Origin of the sequence: Agrobacterium tumefaciens str. B6, from assembly GCF_001541315.1 — a bacterium.
Taxonomy (GTDB): Bacteria; Pseudomonadota; Alphaproteobacteria; order Rhizobiales; family Rhizobiaceae; genus Agrobacterium; species Agrobacterium radiobacter.
Genome location: NZ_LMVK01000012.1, coordinates 277538 through 297581, shown reverse-complemented (window position 1 = coordinate 297581; position 20044 = coordinate 277538). Strand labels below are relative to the sequence as shown.

Here is a 20044-nt window from a genome sequence, read left to right as displayed (position 1 = left end):
AACAATCGGTTATCGCCGGTCTACTCATAATAATCCATTGGTATTGGGGCTGTCAGTGACGACATCGGCGGGCGATAAAAAACGCGAGCATGCAAGAAGTGCACTTGTCGTTACCAAAATCACGCAGTTCATCGCCAAGATGAACATTGCGCCTTTGCCGCGCAATTACGAATTGATCTATGAAATATTGTCTGGACACAACCCGGCCATGGGCCGCGACATTCTCGCGCTCGGCAACGCGCCGCAGCAGCATGAAATCGACCTCATCGGCCAGCGGCACAATCTGCCCGGTTTTTCGCGGATCGAGGCGGAACAGATGGCAAGCGAAGCCTTCGAGACACTGACGCAGATTTCCGTGCGACTGGATGCGAGCCTTCACCGCACTGAAACCTTCATGAGCAGCCTTGAGCAGGACGAGGATGGCGAGCCGCCCGCAATGGAGCGTTTCGTCGAGTTGCTGGGTGATATTCGCGAGGAACAGACGAGCCTTCGGCATTTCATCGCCATGGGGCTGGTGAAAATCCGCGAGGTTGAAAGGAACCGCGCAGAGCTTCAGGCCGCCTCGCTGCGCGATGCGCTGACGGCATTGCCAAACCGTGCCGCCTTTCTTGAAAAGCTCGGCGCTCTTTTCGCGAAGGACCGGGCTGCCTCAGCCACTTCGCTGGTGCTGCTGGATATCGACCATTTCCGTGAAATCAACGGCAAATATGGCTCGTCTGCAGGCAACAAGGCGTTGCGACGTCTCGCCGCCCTGTTTCGCAAGACCATCAAGAAGGACGATTTCGTCGCCCGTATTGGTGGCGATGAATTTGCCTTTCTGTTTGCCGGCGTGCCGCAGAACACGGCCGAGGCCATTGCCGAGCGGCTGCGGCAGAGCGTGGAGGCATTGCGCTTCGCGACCACTGGCGGCGACGGCGAACATCTGACGGTTTCGATCGGCGTCGCGGAAGTGGATGGCACCGCCACGCCGGCCGAGTTTTTCGGCCATGCGGAACTCGCCCTTCTCTCGGCCCGCTGCGGCGCGCGCAACTGCGTCGTCGGCTATTCGCGGGAGGTGTCGCAGCACAGCCGCAGCAGCTATCTGGCGCAACTCGGCTCTTGAGACAGCATTCTCCCATTGTGTGGCGCGGGCGCTCTTGCCTTGGCCAGACAGTTCGGCCAAAACGGCGCCATGATTACGATTACCGATCTTTCCGCCCGCATCGCCGGGCGTCTGCTTCTTGACCACGCCAGCGTGACGCTTCCCGCCGGCGTGAAGGCGGGCCTTGTTGGCCGCAACGGCGCCGGCAAATCCACCCTGTTTCGGGTCATCACCGGCGATTTCTCCGCGGAAAGCGATTCGGTGACGATCCCGAAGATGGCGCGCATCGGCCAGGTCGCGCAGGAAGCGCCGGGAACGGAAGAATCGCTGATTTCCATCGTGCTTTCCGCCGACAAGGAACGCAGCGCACTTCTGGCCGAGGCGGAAACCGCAACCGATCCGCATCGTATCGCGGAAATCCAGATGCGGCTTGTCGACATCGACGCCCATTCGGCGGAAGCGCGCGCCTCCAGCATTCTTGCCGGTCTCGGTTTCGATCACGAGGCGCAGCTTCGCCCCGCCTCCTCCTTCTCCGGCGGCTGGCGCATGCGCGTGGCGCTTGCGTCGGTACTGTTTGCCGAACCCGACCTTTTGCTGCTCGACGAGCCGACCAACTATCTCGACCTCGAAGGCACGCTCTGGCTGGAAGATTACATCAGGCGTTATCCGCATACCGTCATCATCATCAGCCATGATCGCGATCTTCTCAACAACGCCGTCAATTCCATCGTGCATCTGGACCAGAAGAAGCTGACCTTCTATCGCGGTGGTTACGACCAGTTCGAGCGGCAGAAGGCCGAGGCCGACGAATTACAGATGAAGGCGAAGGTAAAGAACGACGCCGCCCGCAAACATCTGCAAAGCTTCATCGACCGTTTCCGCGCCAAGGCGACAAAAGCGCGACAGGCGCAGAGCCGCATCAAGGCGCTGGAGCGCATGGGCACCGTCGCCGCCGTGATCGAGGATCACGTCCAGCCGATCACCTTCCCCGAGCCGGAAAAGCAGCCGGCCTCGCCCATCGTCGCCATCAATGGTGGTGCTGTGGGTTACGAGCCGGGAAAATCCATCCTGAAGCAGCTCAATCTGCGGATCGACAATGACGATCGCATCGCGCTGCTCGGCTCGAACGGCAACGGCAAATCGACCTTTGCGAAGTTCATCTCCGGCCGTCTTGCGCCGCAGGCGGGCGATCTTCGTGTCGCGCCCGGCATGAAGATCGGCTTCTTCGCGCAGCACCAGCTCGATGACCTCGTGCCGGATGAAACCCCGGTCGAACATGTGCGCAAGTTGATGCCGCTGGCGCCCGAAGCGCAGGTGCGCTCCCGCGTGGCGCAGATGGGACTTGCGACGGAAAAGATGGCGACGGCGGCGAAAGATCTGTCCGGTGGTGAGAAAGCTCGCCTGCTGATGGGGCTTGCGGCCTTCCATGCGCCGAACCTGCTGATCCTCGACGAACCGACCAACCACCTCGACATCGACAGCCGCCGCGCGCTGATCGAGGCGCTGAATGATTATAGCGGTGCAGTCATCCTCATTTCGCACGACCGCCACCTCATCGAGGCGACGGTGGACAGGCTGTGGCTGGTCGCCGATGGCACGGTCAAGACCTTCGAAGGCGACATGGAGGAATATCGCGATCTCGTCGTTTCCTCCGGCAGGAAGAAGGAAGACAAGACCGAGGCCGCTGCCGATCAGGCGTCGAAGGCGGATCAGCGCAAGGCCAACGCAGAAAAGCGCGCCCAGCTTGCGCCGCTCAAGAAAAAGATCAGCGAAATCGAGTCCCTGACGGCAAAGCTTGAGAAACTGATTCAGTCGCTCGACACCGAACTGGCTGACCCGGCGCTATACGAAAAAGCCCCTGCCAAGGCCGCGCTGAAAGTCAAAGAGCGTGGCGAAGCCGCTTCCAGGCTTTCGGATGCGGAGGAGCAATGGCTGATGCTTTCCAGTGAATACGAGGATGCGATGGCGGGTTGATGTGCGACAGCGCAGAGCCGGCGGCCTCTTGCGAAGCCGCCGTATCGCATTGACGCAGTTTACTTCGCGCCGATCGTGTTGAGACCTTCACGGGCGCATTCGGCATCGATCGCGCCCGATGGTGCGCCGCCGACACCGATACCGCCGACCAGGGCGTCGCCGATCTTGATCGGCAGGCCGCCGGCCTGGATGACCATGCGCTCATCCATGTTGCGAAGGCCATCATTGGCGGGCTTGGAGGCGATGAATTCCGCGATCTCGCCAATATCACGGCCGAGCGATGCGGCGGCAAAGGCCTTGCCGGTTGCGCTGGAGACCGTGTGCGGACCGGATCCATCCGCCTTCAGCACAATCTTGGTGGCGCCATCGCGGGCGACGATGGCAACGGTGACGGCGCTGCCCTTGGCGGAGCAAGCCTGAAGCGCTGACTTGGCTGCCTTTTCCGCCATTTCGAGCGGCAGATAGGGCGCGGTCGGCAGCGTCTGCGCCAATGCGGCCGAAGGAGCGATCAGGGCGGAAGCGATGAGAAGGGTGCGGATCATGGAAAGTCCTCTTGCTTGATGAGGACTGCAGCTTAAGCGGATGGCGCTCGGCCGCGAATCCGTAAGACTTGCCGGCTGCTCGGTAGTTCTACCGATCCGCACCGGCTTCCAGCCAGAGCCTTGTCATTTCCGCCTGCGAGGTGGTGCCGAGCTTGAGGCCGATGGCGGCACGATGGCTGTCCACCGTGCGCGGCGAAAGGCCAAGCCCGTCGGCGATCTGGCGCGTGGTGAAACCGAGTGCAATGCGCTCGAGTATTTCCCGCTCCCGCGCGGTCAGGAGCGATAAAAGCGCCATCGTCTCCGCCTGCAGCGCTTTTGCATCGAGCGTGCGGGTCAATATCCGGTGAGCCTTCTGGATCGCGTCGATGAGATCCTGCTCATCCACGGGCTTGGAGAGAAAATCCACCGCGCCGTTGTGAAAGGCCCGGCGGCAGGCTTCGATATTGCCGTGACCGGAAATGATGATGACAGGCCAGTCGATCCCCTCTTCCGTCAGCTTCTCCTGCAGCTTCAATCCGGTGATAGCAGGCATGCGGATATCGAAGATGAGGCAGCCCGGTTCGAGCGCGGATAGCTGGCCGAGAAATACCACCGGATCGGCAAAGCCCTTCGCCTTGATGCCGACGGTGGACAGGAGCAGGATCAGCGCCTTGCGCACGGCGTCATCATCATCAACGAGATAAACGGGCAGCGTCATGGGTTCTGTGCCTCCGCTGCAACCGGGAGGACAACGCGGAAAAGCGCGCCATTCTCACTCTCGACATAAAGGATTTCACCGCCGGCGCGCTCCACCAGCCGCTGGCTGAGGGCAAGTCCCAGACCCATGCCGTTCGTTTTCGTGGTGGCGAAAGGCGTAAACAGCCGGTCGCGCAGGCTCGGTGCGACGCCGGGGCCGTTATCGGCAACCTCGAGAACGGCGAAATCACCGCTCCGGCTCAATCTGGCGGTGATGGCGCGCCTGCCTTCAATGGCAGTGAGCGCATCAAGCGCGTTGCGCAGCAGATTGAACATGACCTGTTCTATTTCAACGGGATCGACCCGCACCAAAAGCGGAGCATCAGGCATGGCGATGTCGATGCTGGCCTCATGCCGGGCCGCTTCGCCGGCAAGCAGCGCATCGACATTGCGCAGAGCCGCGCGCAGATCATGCGCCGCCACCGGCTTGCGGTGCGGCAGCGACCAGTTGCGAAACCGGTCGAGCATATTGGCGGCGCATCGCGCCTGATCGATCATATCGTCGAGAGCACCGGAAAGGGCCGTGACATCCTGACGGGCAAGCAGCCGCCGCCCGGCCTGCGCCTGCGCCAATATCGCCGTCAGAGGCTGGGTCAGCTCATGGGCAAGACCGCTTGCCATTTCTCCGAGTGCATTGACCCGCGAAGCATGGGTGAGCCTCGCCTCCATGCCGCTCAGTTCGGCCCGTCTTTCGGCGGCGCGCATGCGCGTCCTCTGTCTTGCCATGACAGTAGCGAGCAGGAAAACGATGCTGGCGCCGGCCATGCCCGCCAACAGGGCGCGGCCGGGCAAGAGATCACGCCAGGTGATCGAGAGCGCGACTTCGAGCATAAGCGGCTGGGTGGCGCTGCTCAGTTGCCGGACATATTGCGGCGCTTCCGGCATCCAGGGCGGGCCGAACAAGACTGTACCGTCAGGCATTTTGAGGCGGATCACCGCCTGTTTCGCCGACCAGAACGGAGCATCGGACGCCAGAAGCCGCGCGGCATCGACGGCAAGCACCAGCACTTTCGAGGCCGTCTCGTTATTGGGGCTGCGCTTGACGATCATGTAATGGCCGGGCCTGAGACCGCTCGCCACCAGGGCGGGCCGGCCGGTAAAGACCGATGCCGCCTTGCGGATCGCCGCTGCCAGCTCGTTTTCCAGCGATCGGGTGCCTATGACAGGCCCCGCCTCGTTGAGGGAAACCAGCTGAACCTCATCGATGCGCGGGTAAAATTGCAGAATGGGCGCGGCGACATCGAGCAGCAGGCCGTAATCCGCCCCCTGCTCCGCCTGCGCCACCGCCGAAAGCGCCGTCACATGGGCATCATGCTGATCGGCCCGGCGGGATGCCTCTGCCTGCAACGCGTCGCTCTCTCGCCCCAGCTCGCCGAGCAGGCTGACATATTGATAAGCCGCCAAAGCGGAAATGACGGCCGCCATGAACAGTGCCCAGACCAGAAACAACCTGAGAAAAGGCCATCCTGAAAGCGGCTGCGGATTGTCCGCCGTAGGCCGGTCGCCTGATACGGCATGGGCGGCCGCGCGAAGCGAGCGGCCGGCGCCACCCTCGCCCTTGGCCGATTCATTCGGCAAGTGCTGAGCCGGCTTTCCGGGCATGTCGTTCCATGCGTCATTGTTTTCAAGCATCGGCTCGCCCGCATGACCTTTAAAAAGGATCATGACATTCGTTCATCAAAGGAGTTTCTCAGCACAGACCGGGAAAACATTCAATGCAGCAGTCGCCGAATTCCCTTTGATGGCCATTGGCCGCAGCAAGGGCCCCGATCGGTCTCCACGCGTTAGGCGCACGCCCTGCGAGGCTGCAGCCGGGCGAGCGGCACGGCGGGGGAGTAAAGATAACCCTGTCCGAAGCGTATGCCCATCTGCATGAGAAGCCGGCTCTGCTCCTCCGTTTCGATGCCTTCCGTTACCAGCTTTGCGCCGTAGCGCTCGGCGCTCTCGAAAGCGAGTGCGATGGCCTCCCTGAACCGCGATTGGTCGAGCCTCGACGTCATCCAGTGATCGATCTTGACCTCTTCGAAAGGGAACCGCGCCAGCAAAGTAAGCGCGGCATAACCGGTGCCGAAATCATCGAGTGCCAGCCGGACGCCTGCGGCGACCAGCGCATCGAAATTCTGCTGCACGACATCCGTGGTGGGTATCCTGCTCATCTCCGTCACTTCGATCGAGAGGCGATGCGTCGGCACTGCCATTTCGCGTAGAAGCGTCACGACCCGGTCTCCGAAACGCGCAGTCGCAAAAGACGACGCGGAAATATTCACGGCCAGATGAAAATCCGCGTCAAGGCCGTGCAGGTCACGAAGGTCGCGCACGACGGCTTCGATCGTCGACCATTCGAATTCCACCAGCAGCCGATGGCGTTCGGCGATCTCCAGTACATAATAAGGCGAAAGCGCCTGTCCGTGTGCATCGACCGCGCGCAGCAGCGCTTCAGCGCCGATCATGCGGCGATCACGCATTTCGAATTTCGGCTGATAACAAATGGGCGGTCTGCCGGATTTAACCCAGTTGACCAGCATCTGCCGCACCGCCTCGTCCCGTGTCGCTTTCTCGGCAAAGGAGAAAGGGAAAATCTGCACCGGATGATCGCTTCCCTTCAGCGCCAGACTGAGGTGTCTGAGGAAGGAGGCGACATTTTGCCGGGAAAGCTGGTCCAGATTTGCCGCACCGATTTTGAGATGCGGAACCGGCCCCGCCTCCGCCGAGCGGCAAAACGTGCTCAATCCATCATGCAGATGCATCATGAGTTTCGCACTTTCCGACTTCTCCAGCGAAACCCCCTGCATGACGACCGCAAGTGTCGTATCGCCGAACATGAAGCTGCAGGGCGTGCTGGACCTGCACAGCAGACCGTCTTCGGTATCGCAGATTTCCCGCGCCAGCCTGGGCCAGAAAAGATCGCTCCAGTCCTCGCCCTCGCAGGCGGCGACATCGGCAATATTGATGATTTCGATGAGAATGAGAGCATGCGGAACGGCCGGCTCCTGCCGCATCGTTGTTTCTATGTGGTCTTTGAGGGCACGCCTGTTGGGCAGGCCGGTCAATGAATCGGTCCGCGCCGCAACGTCGCGCTTCTTTGCCTCGTCCCGCGCCCGCGCCTCGCTGCGCAGAAGGATGAACAGGCAGACGATCATCGGCAGACCGACGGCGACCGCGCCGAGGGTTCGGCGGCCGACTGCACTCAAAAACAGCGCCTGATCGACCAGACCAAGCGCGAATGAGGCCGCGATGGCAAGCAGCACGGCAATGAACCTGACCGCAAAGACGGTGAGGATATCCCGAATTCCAAGGTCGGCGAGACGGCGCTTGCGCATCCAGCCATACATGATGATGCCGCAGGCCGAAATGACGACCATGTCCTGCAGGGCCGCAAAAAACAGCACGGGACCACCGAACACAAAACGCCCGGCCGCCACGAGGAAGAGGCTGATCAGTCCGCCCTGCCAGGAGCCGAGCACCCCGGCGAGAAACAGCAGGTCGGAGCGGATATAAGGTTTGGAAGGCAGCTTGATGAATTCGGAAACCAGCAGCGTCAGCAGAAAGCCCGTCATTCCGAACACGATGCCATAATAGATTTTATAGCGGGGGTCCTCGAGGGCGATATTTCGCCGCAGGAGGATCAACACGGACACCATGCCAACGACGGCGGCCGCCTGAAGCAGGAGGAATGGAAGTTCGGCAGCGGATGCTGCCGCTTGTGAGGCGATCAATTCCATCATCTGCATTCCCCGGTTATTATGTGTTCTGGGGCCGGATTTCCGGCACATGGCCTTCACAGATCCCGCTTCGCGCAGGACACAACTTATAACACATCGCCTAGCCTTCAGTGGCCTATGCCGACATTGCGGCTTCGACGCCGTAAAGTTCCGCTGGCCCGACAATCGTTCCCATATGCCCCGAGGCCAGCACCAGCCGATCGCGGCCCTGGCGCTTCGCCTCGTAAAGCGCCATGTCGGCCCGGTTGACCATCTCGTATATGATCTCCCTGCCGTCACCGGAAACCGCAATGCCGAGGCTGACGGTGACGATTTCCCGCCCGTCGGGGCGGTTGAGATGGGGTATGGCCTCGTCGATCACAGCCAATCTCAGTCTTTCACCGATGGCGAGTGCAGCGGAAACAACGCAATTGTCGAGCAGAACCACAAATTCCTCGCCACCATAACGCGCGACGAAACTTCTGTCGCCATCGTCCCTGCGCAGGGCGCTGCGCAGCCTGCCGGCGATCCTGCGCAGGCAATCATCGCCGGCCACATGGCCTTCTGAGTCATTGTAGTTCTTGAAATAATCGACATCGAGAAGGATGAGCGCCCGCGGCCTGCCGTTGCCGCCCGAAGCCTCGTTCGCCGCCTCGTCAAAGCTGCGGCGATTGCGGATGCCGGTGAGCTGGTCGGTATTGGAAAGCTGCTGAAGCTCGTGATTTGCGTTTTGAATCCGCTGCAGCAACGTCTTCTCGCGCAGCGACGCCAGATAGTCCCGTCTTTCCACCTGCTCGATACGATAGGCCGCAAACAGTGAGACGGCGCTGATTCCGACGGAACACATGATCGCGGGGAGCTTGGCCACCTCGCTCGTCACGGTGACATATTCCATGCCGATGATGAAAACCGCCATGCAGCCGACCGTGCCCATGACCGCAAGCGGAAACGGTTTGCGATGTATCGTATTCATATAGAGGACGACGGTGACGATCCCCATGTAATATTCGCTGGCCGATGACGTCTGCGCATTGGCATAGATGAACATGATCGAGGCGACGACCATCATGCAGCCCAGCCCGTGAAGCACCTCATGCACCACCGCATCCGGCCGCACACTGATCGCATAATAGCGCGCGGGAAAATAAAGAAACAGAAGCGGCGTGATGATAAACAGGCGGACTGTAAGATCCAGCCAGATGATCTCCGGCACCAGACTTATGTCCACAAGCACGTAGAGATTGTAGAGGGTGACGCCGAAAATCAATCCATATGTATTGAATTGCCGGCTGTTTTCGTTGACTTTCTGAACGAAGCCAGACAAACGGTCATCTCTAAGTAAAACCAACACACACCTGCTATTCAGAAAATCTATTCAAGTGAAATATAAAATTACCGCTAACATCCATGGAATATACCTGAAAAAATCAACATTAAAACCGCTGACTGATAAAAAAATAACACTAAAAACTCAAAATAATATTTTTTAATCTCAAATATTACACAATAAAAGAATGCCCATACCGAAAAATTGTTATGAAGTTACAACTTGAAAAAAGACGCGCCGGACGGAAACGATCACCTTGCTCCTTCGAGCGTTTCTGTTAAAAACTTGTAAAAATCACACTTTATCCCATGCAGCACTCACACGGGTTCCACTTCATGTCAGCCACCAAGCTTGCCATCGTCGGCGTCGGCAAAATCGTTCGTGACCAGCATCTTCCCGCCATCGCAGGTAATCCGGATTTTGAATTGATCTGCACCGCGAGCCGTCATGGCACGGTGGACGGCGTCGCTTCCTATGGCACCATCGAGGCCATGCTGGAGGCTGTGCCTGCTATCGATGCGGTATCGCTGTGCATGCCGCCGCAATATCGTTACGAGGCCGCCTATGCGGCGCTGAATGCCGGCAAGCACGTCTTTCTCGAAAAGCCGCCCGGCGCCACTCTTTCGGAAGTGCAGGATCTCGTGCGGCTTGCGGATTCAAAGGGCCTGTCGCTGTTTGCAAGCTGGCATTCGCGTTATGCGCCGGCGGTCGAGGCTGCGAAGGCGTTTCTGGCCTCGACGAAGATCGACAGCGTTCATGTCATCTGGAAAGAGGATGTGCGCCACTGGCATCCCAACCAGGCCTGGATCTGGCAGGCGGGCGGTCTCGGCGTGTTCGATCCCGGCATCAACGCGCTTTCGATCATCACACATATCCTGCCGCACGCGCTGTTCCTGACCAAGGCGACGCTCGAATTCCCGGAAAACCGCGACGCGCCGATCGCCGCCGACCTGCATTTTTCCGACGTGACGCAAACGCCCGTCCATGCGGAATTCGACTGGCGCCAGACCGGCAAGCAGAGCTGGGATATCGTCGCCGAGACGGCAGCGGGACGAATGGTGCTTTCGGAGGGGGGCGCGAAGCTCTCGATCAACGGCGAAGAAAAACTGTCCGAGCCGGAGCGGGAATATCCGGCCCTTTACGAGCGTTTCTCCGAGATCATCAAGGCAGGCCGCTCCGACGTCGATCTCGCGCCACTGACCCACGTGGCCGACGCCTTCCTGCTCGGCCGCCACAAATTCGTGGATTCCTTCTACGACTGAGAAGCGGAAACGCTTCCCGAAGGACAATGCCTTAGAGGGCGCGGCTGACGAAACGGTCGCGCCCTGATTTTTTGGCCTGATACAGCGCTTCGTCGACGCTCTGCAGCAGCGTCGCGCGGTCTGCTCCCGCCTGCGGGGCCAGTGCGCCGCCTATGCTGAGGCGGGCGCCCACCTCGTTCCCATCGACGTCGAAAGGCTTACGGAAGGCGGCAAGCAACTGGTCCGCCAATCCGTTCAGCACCTCGGAGGCGCTCGGCCGGGGCATGAAAATCGCGAATTCGTCACCGCCCATGCGCACCACGATATCCTCACTGCGGATCGCATTGCGGATGCGCCCGGCGGCCTCGATCAGAACACGATCTCCCGCCGGATGGCCGAACGTATCGTTGATGGTCTTGAAACCATCAAGATCTAGATAGAGGACACCGAAGGCCTCATCTGCACCGAGGGCCGCGCCGAGCTGGCTGTCGACAATCGCCTCCAGAGCCTTGCGATTATAAAAACCGGTCAGCGGATCGGTCATCGCCGCGTCGCGCAGCTCGCGTTCGGCGAGACTCATGGTGAAGTTGGCTTTCTGGAGCCGCAAAAGCGCGGCGGCCAGCAAAGCAAAACGCCTCAAGCTATCCATTTCCGTGCGGGAAAATTTTCGCGGCACGGTATCGACCAGGCAAAAGGCGCCAATGACGAGGCCGGGCTCCAGCTCGATCGGCGCACCGGCATAGGAACGCAATCCGGGGCCGCCCTTTACATAGGGCATGAAACGGAAATCCGGATGCTCTGTCAGATCGGAAATGATCACCACATCCTGCCTGGTGATGACACGGCTACAGATCGACATGTCACGCGGGCATTCCGAGAGCTCCATGCCCGCCTGTTCCGCGATATGAAGCCAATCCTCGTCAACGATGTGGACGGCCGCCCGGGGCACGCCGAAAACGTCCTGTCCCAATTGCGACAGCACTTTCAGTTCCGGCATTTCGGCATTCTTGAAAGACATGATCGAGCGCACCGCAACCAGACGTTCCATTTCCCCGTCCGGCCGTGAAATTGCCTGTCCCATGCCATGCCCCTCTGCTGTTTCGTCTGCGGCGTCCGCCTCTGGCCGGAGCAAGCAACCCGCACCAAGAAAGCCGACGTCTGTTTCGGGGCTTTCCTCTCCGCGCATAATGCAAAAACCGGCAATTGACGCCACATGCGAAATTTTGCCGGTCTGTTTGCGTATGGAACCAATCGTGGGGTTACAAACCTGCTGTGCGATCAGGCCTTCTTCTGCCAGCGGCCTTCAGGGGACTGCTGCCAGTAAGTCAGAGAATGCCCCTCTGTTTTCAGCCTCTTCCAGTGATTTCGCGCCATTTCAAGCTGGTAGGCATCGTATCCGTCGAACATGAACACGATACGCTCATAGGCTTCCACCGCTGGCGGCTCTGCGCCATCAACGACAAAGCGGACACTCGCCGCGTTGGCATTTTCGTCCGACGCCGTCAGGAGAATCGGCTGACTTTGCGGTGCGGGCGAAGTATCGGTGGCGTGCGGCAGGAAGCTGTCGTCACGAAAGGTCCACAGATGCGTGTCGAGGAAATCACGACGCTCCTCGCCCGCCGTCTGGATCGCGACCTTCCAGCCGCGCTCCAGCGATTTCTCGAGCAAAGGCGGCAACGCGTCCTCCAGCTTCGATTCCGTCAGATGGTAGAACAGAATTTCAGTCATCCGCAGACGTGCCGCCCCACTCGTTTCAATCTTCGTAATGGGCGCGAACGAGTTCGTTCAGCAGCCTGACGCCGTAGCCCGAGCCCCAGGACTGATTGATCTCGGTCAGTGGCGAACCCATTGCGGTGCCGGCGATATCGAGATGCGCCCAGGATGTTTCACCCACAAAACGCTTGAGGAACTGCGCGGCGGTGACGGAACCCGCCAGACGGCCCGAGCTGTTCTTCATGTCGGCGAATTTGGAATCGATGATCTTGTCGTAATCCTTGCTAAGCGGCATGCGCCACAGTTTTTCGGCTGTCACGTCGCCCGCCTGCGCAAGACGCGCTGAAAGCTCGTCATCATTGGAGAAAAGGCCGGCCTGCAGATTGCCGAGCGCAACCGTGATGGCGCCCGTCAGCGTCGCGAGGTTCACCATGAATTTCGGGTTGAAGCGGTCCTTGGTGTACCAGAGCGCATCGGCCAGAACCAGCCGGCCTTCGGCATCGGTATTGATGATCTCGATGGTCTGGCCAGACATGGAGGTGACGATATCGCCCGGACGCTGGGCATTGCCGTCAGGCATGTTCTCGACAAGGCCGATGACGCCGATCACGTTTGCCTTGGCCTTGCGGGCTGCGAGCACATGCATCAGGCCGGTGACGGCAGCAGCGCCGCCCATGTCACCCTTCATATCCTCCATATTGAGGCCGGGCTTCAGCGAAATGCCGCCAGTATCGAAAACGACACCCTTGCCGACAAAGGCAATCGGCTCGTCTTTCTTGTTGCCGCCGTTCCACTGCATCACCGCAAGCCGTGGCGGACGCGCTGAACCCTGCGCGACGCCGAGAAGCGCATTCATGCCAAGCTTCTTCAGCTCTTTCTCGCCGAGAACTTCCACCTCGACGCCGAGTTTGCGCAGTTCCTCCGCCTTTTCAGCGAATTCAACCGGGCCGAGAGCGTTCGGCGGCAGATTGACGAGATCGCGCGCCAGAGTAACGCCGCCCGCAACCGCCTCCGACACGGCAAAGGCCTTTTCCGCTTCCTGATACGCAGCCGTGACGATGACGATACCGACCTTTTTCGGCGTCTTTTCATCATCGGACTTTTTCTTGGTCTTGTAGGCATCGAAGCTGTAAGCGCGCAGCAGAACGCCGAGCGCGAAATCCGCAGCAGCCTGCCCGCCTGCCTCTACGCCCGGCGCATCGAGATAGATGACGACCTTGTCGGCCTTCTTGAAGTTGGCGGCGGCGGTGCCGCCGGCGCGCAGCCAGTCATGGGCGATCAGCTTCGACGGCTTGCCTAGCCCGATGACGAGCAGCCGGTCGGCGGCGGAACCCTGTGGCGCGATCACGTCGAGCGTCGTCATGGACTTTGCGGAAAAGCCCGAGATCTTCGCCGCCCTCTCGATCACGCCGCCCGGGTCGGCCTCGGAAGCACCGGCGACGGCCTGCGCCTCACCCGAGGCTTGCAGCACAACGGCCAGGGCATTTTCCAGCGAGGCGGAATTGGCGAAAGATATATCGAATTTAGCGGACATGTTTTCCTGCTCTTCTTGGACGACTTGCACGATGCGCATGATCATGGCCTTTTCGGCCGGGGGCGCAACCCCGCATTCTTTAAAGGCCTACAGTCGTTAAAGGAAAGGCATTTTTGTGGAATGCGAAATCACGTCATGAAACCGACAGCTTGTTCCACAAAAAGACACAGGCGACGGAAAAATCGTCGCGCAAAACATATTTGTGAGCATGCCGGAATAGCCAATTGCAAACGATGCGATTAGATAAGCGGAAATCCGGCGAGCGATCGCACGGAAAAACAATATCGAACAGGGCCGTATGAAGCTTCTCGAGAACTATATCCTGCGGCGGACAACGCAGATGTTTCTGGTCGCGCTGCTGCCGGTGCTGGCCATCATCTGGACCATCCAGGTTCTCCAGAGAATCAATCTCGTGACCGATACGGGCCAGTCGATGGGCTCCTTCATGGCGCTCGCGACGATGATCCTGCCGACGCTCATTCCCGTCGTGCTGCCTTTCGCGCTTGTCATCGGCATCACCCAGATCTTCACGACGATGAACAATGATTCCGAGCTTGCCATTATCGATGCGGCTGGATCGCCGCGTTCGGTGATGTATCGCCCGGTTCTCATTCTGGCCGCCGTTCTGAGCGCCCTTTCCTTCACCATCACCAATTTCATCGAGCCGCCGGCCCGCAGCTCCGCCCGGCAGATGGTGGCCGCCGCCTATGCCGACCTTCTGTCTTCGGTGATCGAGGAAAAGACCTTCCGCACCATTCAGGATGGTCTCTATGTGCAGATTGCGCAGCGGCAGGGCCGTATTCTCAAGGGCCTGTTCGTCGCCGACCGCCGCGATCCTAATTTCGACCTCATCTATTATGCCAAGGAAGGCATGATCGACGAAAGCGGCACCTCGCTGACCATGCGCGACGGCGAAGTGCAGCAGAAGACGCCCGACGGCAAGGTCTCGATCGTCAAGTTCCTGTCCTACGCCTTCGACCTTTCGACCATGTCGGAAAAACAGGATTCGGAGCCGTCGCTCTCTCCCGGCGATGCCAGCCTCGGTTTCCTTCTCTCGCCCGACGAGAACAATGCGAGCTACAAGCGCTCGCCGGAGAATTTCCGCAGCGAGTTGCACAAGCGCCTGTCGGACTGGATGTTCGCCTTTTCCTTCGCGCTGATTTCACTGGTCATCGCCGCTGACGCCCGTTCGCATCGCGAGGCGCGCATGCATCCGATGGTCGCTGCGCTGGTGACGGCCTTCATACTGCGGTGGCTTGGTTTTTATGTCACCAATCAGATCAAGCAGAGCGCAGCCTTCATTCCGCTGGTCTATGCCGTTCCGGGCCTCAGCGGCGCCGCTGCCGCCTTCATTCTGCTGACCGGTCGCAAGCCGAAAATGCCGAAGGTCATCGCCGATGCGATGGGTCGTCTGCGCCGTCTCTTCTCCAGCCGGATGGCGAAAAGCTCTGGGAGCGGCAACGCATGATTTTCAACACGCTCTCCCGGTATTTCCTGAAACGCTATCTGATCACCGCCATCTGGTTCGTGCTCGGCGTGTCCTCGATCATTTACCTTGCCGATTTCAGCGAGACTGCACGGCGCATGTCCGGCCTGCCCGGCTATTCCGTTCCGGCCGCGCTTGGCCTCACGGCGCTTCGCCTGCCGCTAATCCTGCAGCAGACCGTTCCCTTTATCGCCCTATTCGTCGGCATGACGACGCTGATCTCGCTCAACCGGCGCTACGAGCTGGTGGTGACGCGCGCTGCCGGCATTTCCGCCTGGCAATTCATCCTTCCCTTCGTGCTCGGCGCGGTTTTCATCGGCATCCTGTCCGTCATCATTCTGAACCCCATCGCGGCATGGGGCCAGAACAAGTCGCTGGCGATGGAAGCCGGTCTGCGCAATGAAGCAGGCGGCGGCCGCCAGCAGGAGATCATTCCGTGGATGCGCCAGACAAGTGGTGGCCAGGATACGATCATCGGCGCCAAGAGCTTCGAGGACAACGGAACGATGCTTCTCGATGTGGTTCTGATCCACCTCGACAAGGACGGAAACATCGTCTCGCGGCAGGATGCGAAGTCGGCTAAATTGGAAGATGGTTACTGGCTTCTTAACGGCGTTTCGGAAACACGTGCAGGACATGTGCCAGTTCGGCAAGAGAGCACGCGGATCAGTACCAATCTGAGACGGGAATTTGTCCAGGAACGCATGACGCAGACGGAAACCGTTGCTTTCTTTGACCTTTCTCACAAGATCGAAGTTGCAAAGTCCTTTGGACTATCTTCAAAGGCGCTTGAGACGCAGTATCATTTCCTGCTATCGACGCCCCTGCTTCTGGTTGCGATGACCTTGATCGCCGCGACCGTTTCATTAAAGTTCAGCCGCTTCGCCCAGTCGCGCTCCGTGATTCTGGGTGGAATCGTTTCCGGCTTCGTGCTTTATGTAGTAACCGTGCTCGTAAGGGCATTCGGGAGTGGTGGTGTTGTCCCTCCCACCGTCGCGGTCTGGGTTCCAGTCGTCGTGGCGTTGGCTTTGGGGGCAACCATTCTGCTTCATCAGGAGGACGGCTAAGTGGCGGTATATGACCGCGGGAATATCAGGCGGCTTTGGACGGCCCTTCTGACAGGTGCCGCTGTGTGCGCGTATTTGGCATCCAGCCCGGTCGCTTTCGGCCAGGATGGTTTGCTTGCGTCGGCAAGCCAAGACGATTCGAAACTCCTGCTTACAGCAAATGAACTGACCTATAATCGCGATTCCCAGCGCGTCATCGCGAAGGGCGTCGTTCGCATGAAATATTCGGGCTACCGCATGGTGGCCCAGCAAGTGGAATATAACCAGCAGACCGGCCGCGTGATTGCCCATGGCAACATCGAGCTGATCGAGCCGGGCGGCAACAAGATCTATGCCGACGAGATGGACGTCACCGACGATTTCGGTCAGGGCTTCGTTAATGCCCTGCGCGTCGAGACCACGGACAATACCCGTATCGCGGGTGAAAGTGCCGAGCGTCTCGAAGGCGACCTGATGGTCCTCAACAACGGCGTCTACACCGCGTGTCTGCCCTGCGCCGAGCGGCCCGAAAAGGCGCCTCTGTGGCAGGTCAAGGCGGAACGCGTCGTTCAGGACGGCAAGACCCATACGATCCGGCTGGAAAAGGCCCGTCTGCAGCTTTTCGGCCATTCGATCGCCTATCTGCCGTTCCTCACGGTTCCGGACAATACAGTGAAGCGCAAATCGGGCTTCCTGTTCCCGCAGATGAGCATTACCGACAATCTCGGTTTCGGCATCGGCGTCCCCTATTTCCACGTTCTGTCCGACACCTCGGACGTGACCGTCACGCCGACCTATTACACGACGCAGGGTCTGCTGCTGCAGGCGGAACTGCGCCAGCGCTTCGAAACCGGTATGCATACGGTCACGATCGCCGGCATCAGCCAGCAGAAGTCCGATACCTTCACGGCCGGCACCAGCGATGCGCTCAACGACAATCGTGGCATGATCGCAAGCAAGGGTGATTTCTCGATCAACCCGCGCTGGGCGTTCGGCTGGGATGCCATGGTGCAGACCGACAATAACTTTTCGCGCACCTATGGGCTGAAGGGTTATAAAAACGACGTTCAGACCAACCAGATCTACCTGACCGGCGCGAGCGAGCGTAACAGCTTCGAAGCCCGTGGTTATTATTTCAACGTTCAGGACACGGACAATACCGAATCCAAGGAACGCAAGCAGGCCATCGTCCATCCGGTTGTCGACTATCGTTATTTCGTGCCGGATCCGATCTATGGCGGCGAGCTTTCGCTGACCACCAACCTGACGAGCATCACGCGCTTGAAGCAGGATGCCTACGCGCTTGGCGGTTATCCGCGCTTCAGCGGGCTTGAAGGCGACTATACGCGCCTTTCCACCGAAGCCGAGTGGAAACGCACCTTCACGATGGACAGCGGCCTGCAGATCACGCCGATCCTCGCTGCACGCGGTGACGCGCTCTGGACGGATATGTCTCCCGCGGCCTTCACCTCGGGCGGCACCTCCTATGCCTATGAGGGCATGATGAATGACGGTGCGGCTTTCCGCGGCATGGTCACCGGCGGCCTGGAAGTGCGTTATCCCTGGCTGTTCACGGCACTCAACAGCAGCCATGTGATTGAACCCATTGCGCAGATTTTCGTGCGCCCGAACGAACAATATGCCGGCCGCCTTCCGAACGAGGACGCACAGGCATTCGTATTCGACGCGACCAATCTGTTCGAACGCGACAAATTCTCCGGCTTCGACCGCATCGAAGGCGGCACGCGCGCCAACATCGGCTTCCGCTATAACGGTACCTTCGACAACGGCTACGGCGTTCGCGCCATTGCCGGCCAGTCCTTCCATCTGGCGGGCGACAACTCTTTCGCCTCCTACGATCTCGTCAATGCAGGCGCCAATTCCGGCCTCGAATCCGACCGTTCGGATTACGTCGCCATGGCTGCTTTCGATGCGCCGATCGGTCTTTCTCTGTCTTCCAGCCTGCGTCTCGACAAGGACGATCTCGACATCAACCGGTCGGAAACCGGCATCAGCTATTCGGATCGCCGCCTCACCGGCAAGCTCAGCTATACGCAGGTCAAGGCGCAGCCGAAATATGGCTATAACGAAGACCGCGATATCATTCAGGCCTCCGGCACACTGCGTATGGACGACAACTGGTCGCTGTTTGGCTCGATCAACTACGATCTGAACGGAAAATTTGCTGCCGAGCGCCGTATCGGCATTGCCTATCAGGATGAATGCACGATCTTGACGGTCAGCTATTCCGACGAAGGCAATATCAATTCCAGCCGCCAGGCCGCCAATGACTGGTCGATCAATGCCCGTCTGGCCTTCCGGACGCTCGGCGATATCAGCATCGGTTCAGCAAACGATGACTGGAACGACATGGATATCGGCTGGAAGCCAAACAACTACTGAGTTTAGAGGCAGGTTACGCAGCATCGTGGCCTGCCTTTTTACCATTTGGCCAGTAAAGCCACGGTTTCGCCGCAACAACACGCCAATGTCGGCCGCGCATGGAACCTATCGGGTTTTCTTTCAACAAACCGACACATTGCCGTCTTGCGGATCGCGATGATATATACGTGGCAAATTTGCGGTGTGGATGCACAGGTGCAGGCCTGAAGAGCGGGAGAGTTCGATGATCCCCTCATCAGACAAAACAGATTGGCGGGACAGGGCAACAGGACCCTGCCCGACGAAAGGGAGAAGGATATGATGAATTTCGGAAAGACGGCTTTGCGTGGCGCTGCTTTTGCCTTTGCGATATTCGCCGTTCCCATGGCCATTGTGCCCTATGCCGGCCAGGCCTTCGCCGACAGCACCGTCAAGATTGTCGTCAACAAGACACCCATCACCAATGACGATATCGCCAAGCGCGTCGCCTTCCTGAAGCTGCAGCGCCAGTCCGGTAATCTCAATGAAAAAGCGCGTGAGCAGCTTGTCGATGAGGCGCTGAAGCGCGAGGAAATCGGCCGCGTGAAAATGTCGGTCAGCACCGACGATGTCGATGCGGCCTTCGCACGCTTTGCCGGCAACAACAAGATGACCCCGCAGCAACTGACGAAGGTGCTGTCGCAGGCGGGTGTCGGCGCCGACCATTTCAAGTCCTTCATCGCCATTCAGATGAGCTGGCCACGTCTTGTCAACGCCCGTTATGGCGCCCGCGGCAAGATGTCGACGCAGGATCTCGTGACCCGCCTGAAGGAACGCGGCGACAAGCCCGTCACCACGGAATATTTCCTGCAGCAGGTCATCTTCGTCATCCCGGAATCGAAGCGTAATGCCATTACCGGCAAGCGCAAGGCTGAGGCTGAAGCCTCGCGCAAGCGTTACCCCGGCTGCGACCAGGCCATGAGCTTTGCCGCGACCATGCGCGACGTGGCGATCAAGGACCTCGGCCGCATTCTGGCCCCCGAACTTCCGGAAGACTGGAAAGCTTTGGTGGAAAAGACCAAGGAAGGCGGCACCACCGGAACGCGCGTGACCGAAAAGGGCGTCGAATATCTGGCCATCTGCAAGCAGCGTCAGGTTTCCGACGACTATGCGGCGGAAATGGTGTTCAAGTCCGAAGACCTGATGAAGGCCAAGGACGGCGAAAACCCGAACGAAAAGAAATATATGGATGAGCTGCGCAAGAAGGCGCAGATCGTCAACACCTGATATTGATACAAGAGCC

General features: G+C 59.4%; 15 protein-coding genes. 7 read left to right on the top strand and 8 right to left on the bottom strand.

What is annotated here, in order from left to right; genetic code table 11:
* Window positions 1-55: 55 nt before the first annotated feature.
* Complete coding sequence (locus ASB65_RS11595; RefSeq protein WP_020813535.1) at window positions 56-1102, top strand: GGDEF domain-containing protein; 1047 nt, start codon at window positions 56-58, stop codon at window positions 1100-1102.
* Between the two features lie 69 nt (window positions 1103-1171).
* A complete protein-coding gene (locus ASB65_RS11590; RefSeq protein ID WP_060724037.1) occupies window positions 1172-3055 on the top strand; it encodes an ABC-F family ATP-binding cassette domain-containing protein in 1884 nt (627 codons plus the stop codon).
* A gap of 59 nt (window positions 3056-3114) precedes the next feature.
* Here ASB65_RS11590 and ASB65_RS11585 read toward each other — a convergent pair whose 3' ends face one another.
* From ASB65_RS11585 to ASB65_RS11565, 5 genes are all read right to left on the bottom strand, one after another.
* Window positions 3115-3597 carry a GlcG/HbpS family heme-binding protein gene (locus ASB65_RS11585; protein ID WP_060724036.1) on the bottom strand — a complete coding sequence of 161 codons (483 nt, stop codon included), beginning with the start codon at window positions 3595-3597 and terminating at the stop codon, window positions 3115-3117.
* An 88-nt stretch (window positions 3598-3685) separates the two neighbouring features.
* Window positions 3686-4294, bottom strand: coding sequence for a response regulator transcription factor (locus ASB65_RS11580; protein WP_060724035.1), 609 nt, complete (start codon window positions 4292-4294; stop codon window positions 3686-3688).
* A complete protein-coding gene (locus ASB65_RS11575) occupies window positions 4291-5997 on the bottom strand; it encodes a sensor histidine kinase (RefSeq protein ID WP_060724034.1) in 1707 nt (568 codons plus the stop codon). Before ASB65_RS11575 ends, ASB65_RS11580 begins: the two co-directional genes overlap by 4 nt.
* Before the next feature lie 119 nt (window positions 5998-6116).
* Entirely contained in the window at window positions 6117-8057 is a 1941-nt protein-coding gene (locus tag ASB65_RS11570) for a GGDEF domain-containing phosphodiesterase (protein ID WP_031234577.1), read from the bottom strand.
* A 112-nt stretch (window positions 8058-8169) separates the two neighbouring features.
* The gene (locus ASB65_RS11565) at window positions 8170-9357 is read right to left on the bottom strand and encodes a GGDEF domain-containing protein (RefSeq protein WP_003502105.1); all 1188 of its coding nucleotides are present in this window, start codon (window positions 9355-9357) and stop codon (window positions 8170-8172) included.
* A gap of 338 nt (window positions 9358-9695) precedes the next feature.
* Here ASB65_RS11565 and ASB65_RS11560 point away from each other — a divergent pair, with 338 nt between their 5' ends.
* Complete coding sequence (locus tag ASB65_RS11560) at window positions 9696-10622, top strand: Gfo/Idh/MocA family protein (protein ID WP_003502104.1); 927 nt, start codon at window positions 9696-9698, stop codon at window positions 10620-10622.
* Between the two features lie 31 nt (window positions 10623-10653).
* Here ASB65_RS11560 and ASB65_RS11555 read toward each other — a convergent pair whose 3' ends face one another.
* The 3 genes from ASB65_RS11555 to ASB65_RS11545 all read right to left on the bottom strand — a co-directional run bounded on the left by ASB65_RS11555 (window position 10654) and on the right by ASB65_RS11545 (window position 13848).
* Entirely contained in the window at window positions 10654-11682 is a 1029-nt protein-coding gene (locus ASB65_RS11555) for a sensor domain-containing diguanylate cyclase (RefSeq protein WP_031234576.1), read from the bottom strand.
* Between the two features lie 197 nt (window positions 11683-11879).
* A complete protein-coding gene (locus ASB65_RS11550) occupies window positions 11880-12329 on the bottom strand; it encodes a DNA polymerase III subunit chi (protein ID WP_003502102.1) in 450 nt (149 codons plus the stop codon).
* A gap of 25 nt (window positions 12330-12354) precedes the next feature.
* A complete protein-coding gene (locus tag ASB65_RS11545) occupies window positions 12355-13848 on the bottom strand; it encodes a leucyl aminopeptidase (RefSeq protein ID WP_060724193.1) in 1494 nt (497 codons plus the stop codon).
* 298 nt (window positions 13849-14146) lie between these two features.
* On the opposite strand from ASB65_RS11545, the gene ASB65_RS11540 reads away from it, so the two are divergent.
* From ASB65_RS11540 to ASB65_RS11525, 4 genes are all read left to right on the top strand, one after another.
* A complete protein-coding gene (locus ASB65_RS11540; RefSeq protein ID WP_003502098.1) occupies window positions 14147-15316 on the top strand; it encodes an LptF/LptG family permease in 1170 nt (389 codons plus the stop codon).
* Entirely contained in the window at window positions 15313-16401 is a 1089-nt protein-coding gene (gene lptG / locus ASB65_RS11535; protein WP_003502097.1) for an LPS export ABC transporter permease LptG, read from the top strand. Before ASB65_RS11540 ends, lptG begins: the two co-directional genes overlap by 4 nt.
* Window positions 16402-18783, top strand: a complete 2382-nt coding sequence (locus ASB65_RS11530) for an LPS-assembly protein LptD (protein ID WP_003502095.1) — start codon at window positions 16402-16404, stop codon at window positions 18781-18783.
* 297 nt (window positions 18784-19080) lie between these two features.
* Window positions 19081-20028: a peptidylprolyl isomerase gene (locus ASB65_RS11525; protein ID WP_003502094.1), complete on the top strand. Its 948-nt coding sequence runs from the start codon at window positions 19081-19083 to the stop codon at window positions 20026-20028.
* Window positions 20029-20044: the final 16 nt, after the last annotated feature.

What these genes read in the sequence shown, in the direction of transcription:
- ASB65_RS11590 (WP_060724037.1), top strand. Translation starts at nt 1,172, where the DNA reads ATGATTACGATTACCGATCTTTCCGCCCGCATCGCCGGGCGTCTGCTT.
- ASB65_RS11585 (WP_060724036.1), bottom strand. Translation starts at nt 3,597, where the DNA reads ATGATCCGCACCCTTCTCATCGCTTCCGCCCTGATCGCTCCTTCGGCC.
- ASB65_RS11580 (WP_060724035.1), bottom strand. Translation starts at nt 4,294, where the DNA reads ATGACGCTGCCCGTTTATCTCGTTGATGATGATGACGCCGTGCGCAAG.
- ASB65_RS11575 (WP_060724034.1), bottom strand. Translation starts at nt 5,997, where the DNA reads ATGATCCTTTTTAAAGGTCATGCGGGCGAGCCGATGCTTGAAAACAAT.
- ASB65_RS11570 (WP_031234577.1), bottom strand. Translation starts at nt 8,057, where the DNA reads ATGATGGAATTGATCGCCTCACAAGCGGCAGCATCCGCTGCCGAACTT.
- ASB65_RS11560 (WP_003502104.1), top strand. Translation starts at nt 9,696, where the DNA reads ATGTCAGCCACCAAGCTTGCCATCGTCGGCGTCGGCAAAATCGTTCGT.
- ASB65_RS11555 (WP_031234576.1), bottom strand. Translation starts at nt 11,682, where the DNA reads ATGGGACAGGCAATTTCACGGCCGGACGGGGAAATGGAACGTCTGGTT.
- ASB65_RS11550 (WP_003502102.1), bottom strand. Translation starts at nt 12,329, where the DNA reads ATGACTGAAATTCTGTTCTACCATCTGACGGAATCGAAGCTGGAGGAC.
- ASB65_RS11545 (WP_060724193.1), bottom strand. Translation starts at nt 13,848, where the DNA reads ATGTCCGCTAAATTCGATATATCTTTCGCCAATTCCGCCTCGCTGGAA.
- ASB65_RS11540 (WP_003502098.1), top strand. Translation starts at nt 14,147, where the DNA reads ATGAAGCTTCTCGAGAACTATATCCTGCGGCGGACAACGCAGATGTTT.
- lptG (WP_003502097.1), top strand. Translation starts at nt 15,313, where the DNA reads ATGATTTTCAACACGCTCTCCCGGTATTTCCTGAAACGCTATCTGATC.
- ASB65_RS11525 (WP_003502094.1), top strand. Translation starts at nt 19,081, where the DNA reads ATGATGAATTTCGGAAAGACGGCTTTGCGTGGCGCTGCTTTTGCCTTT.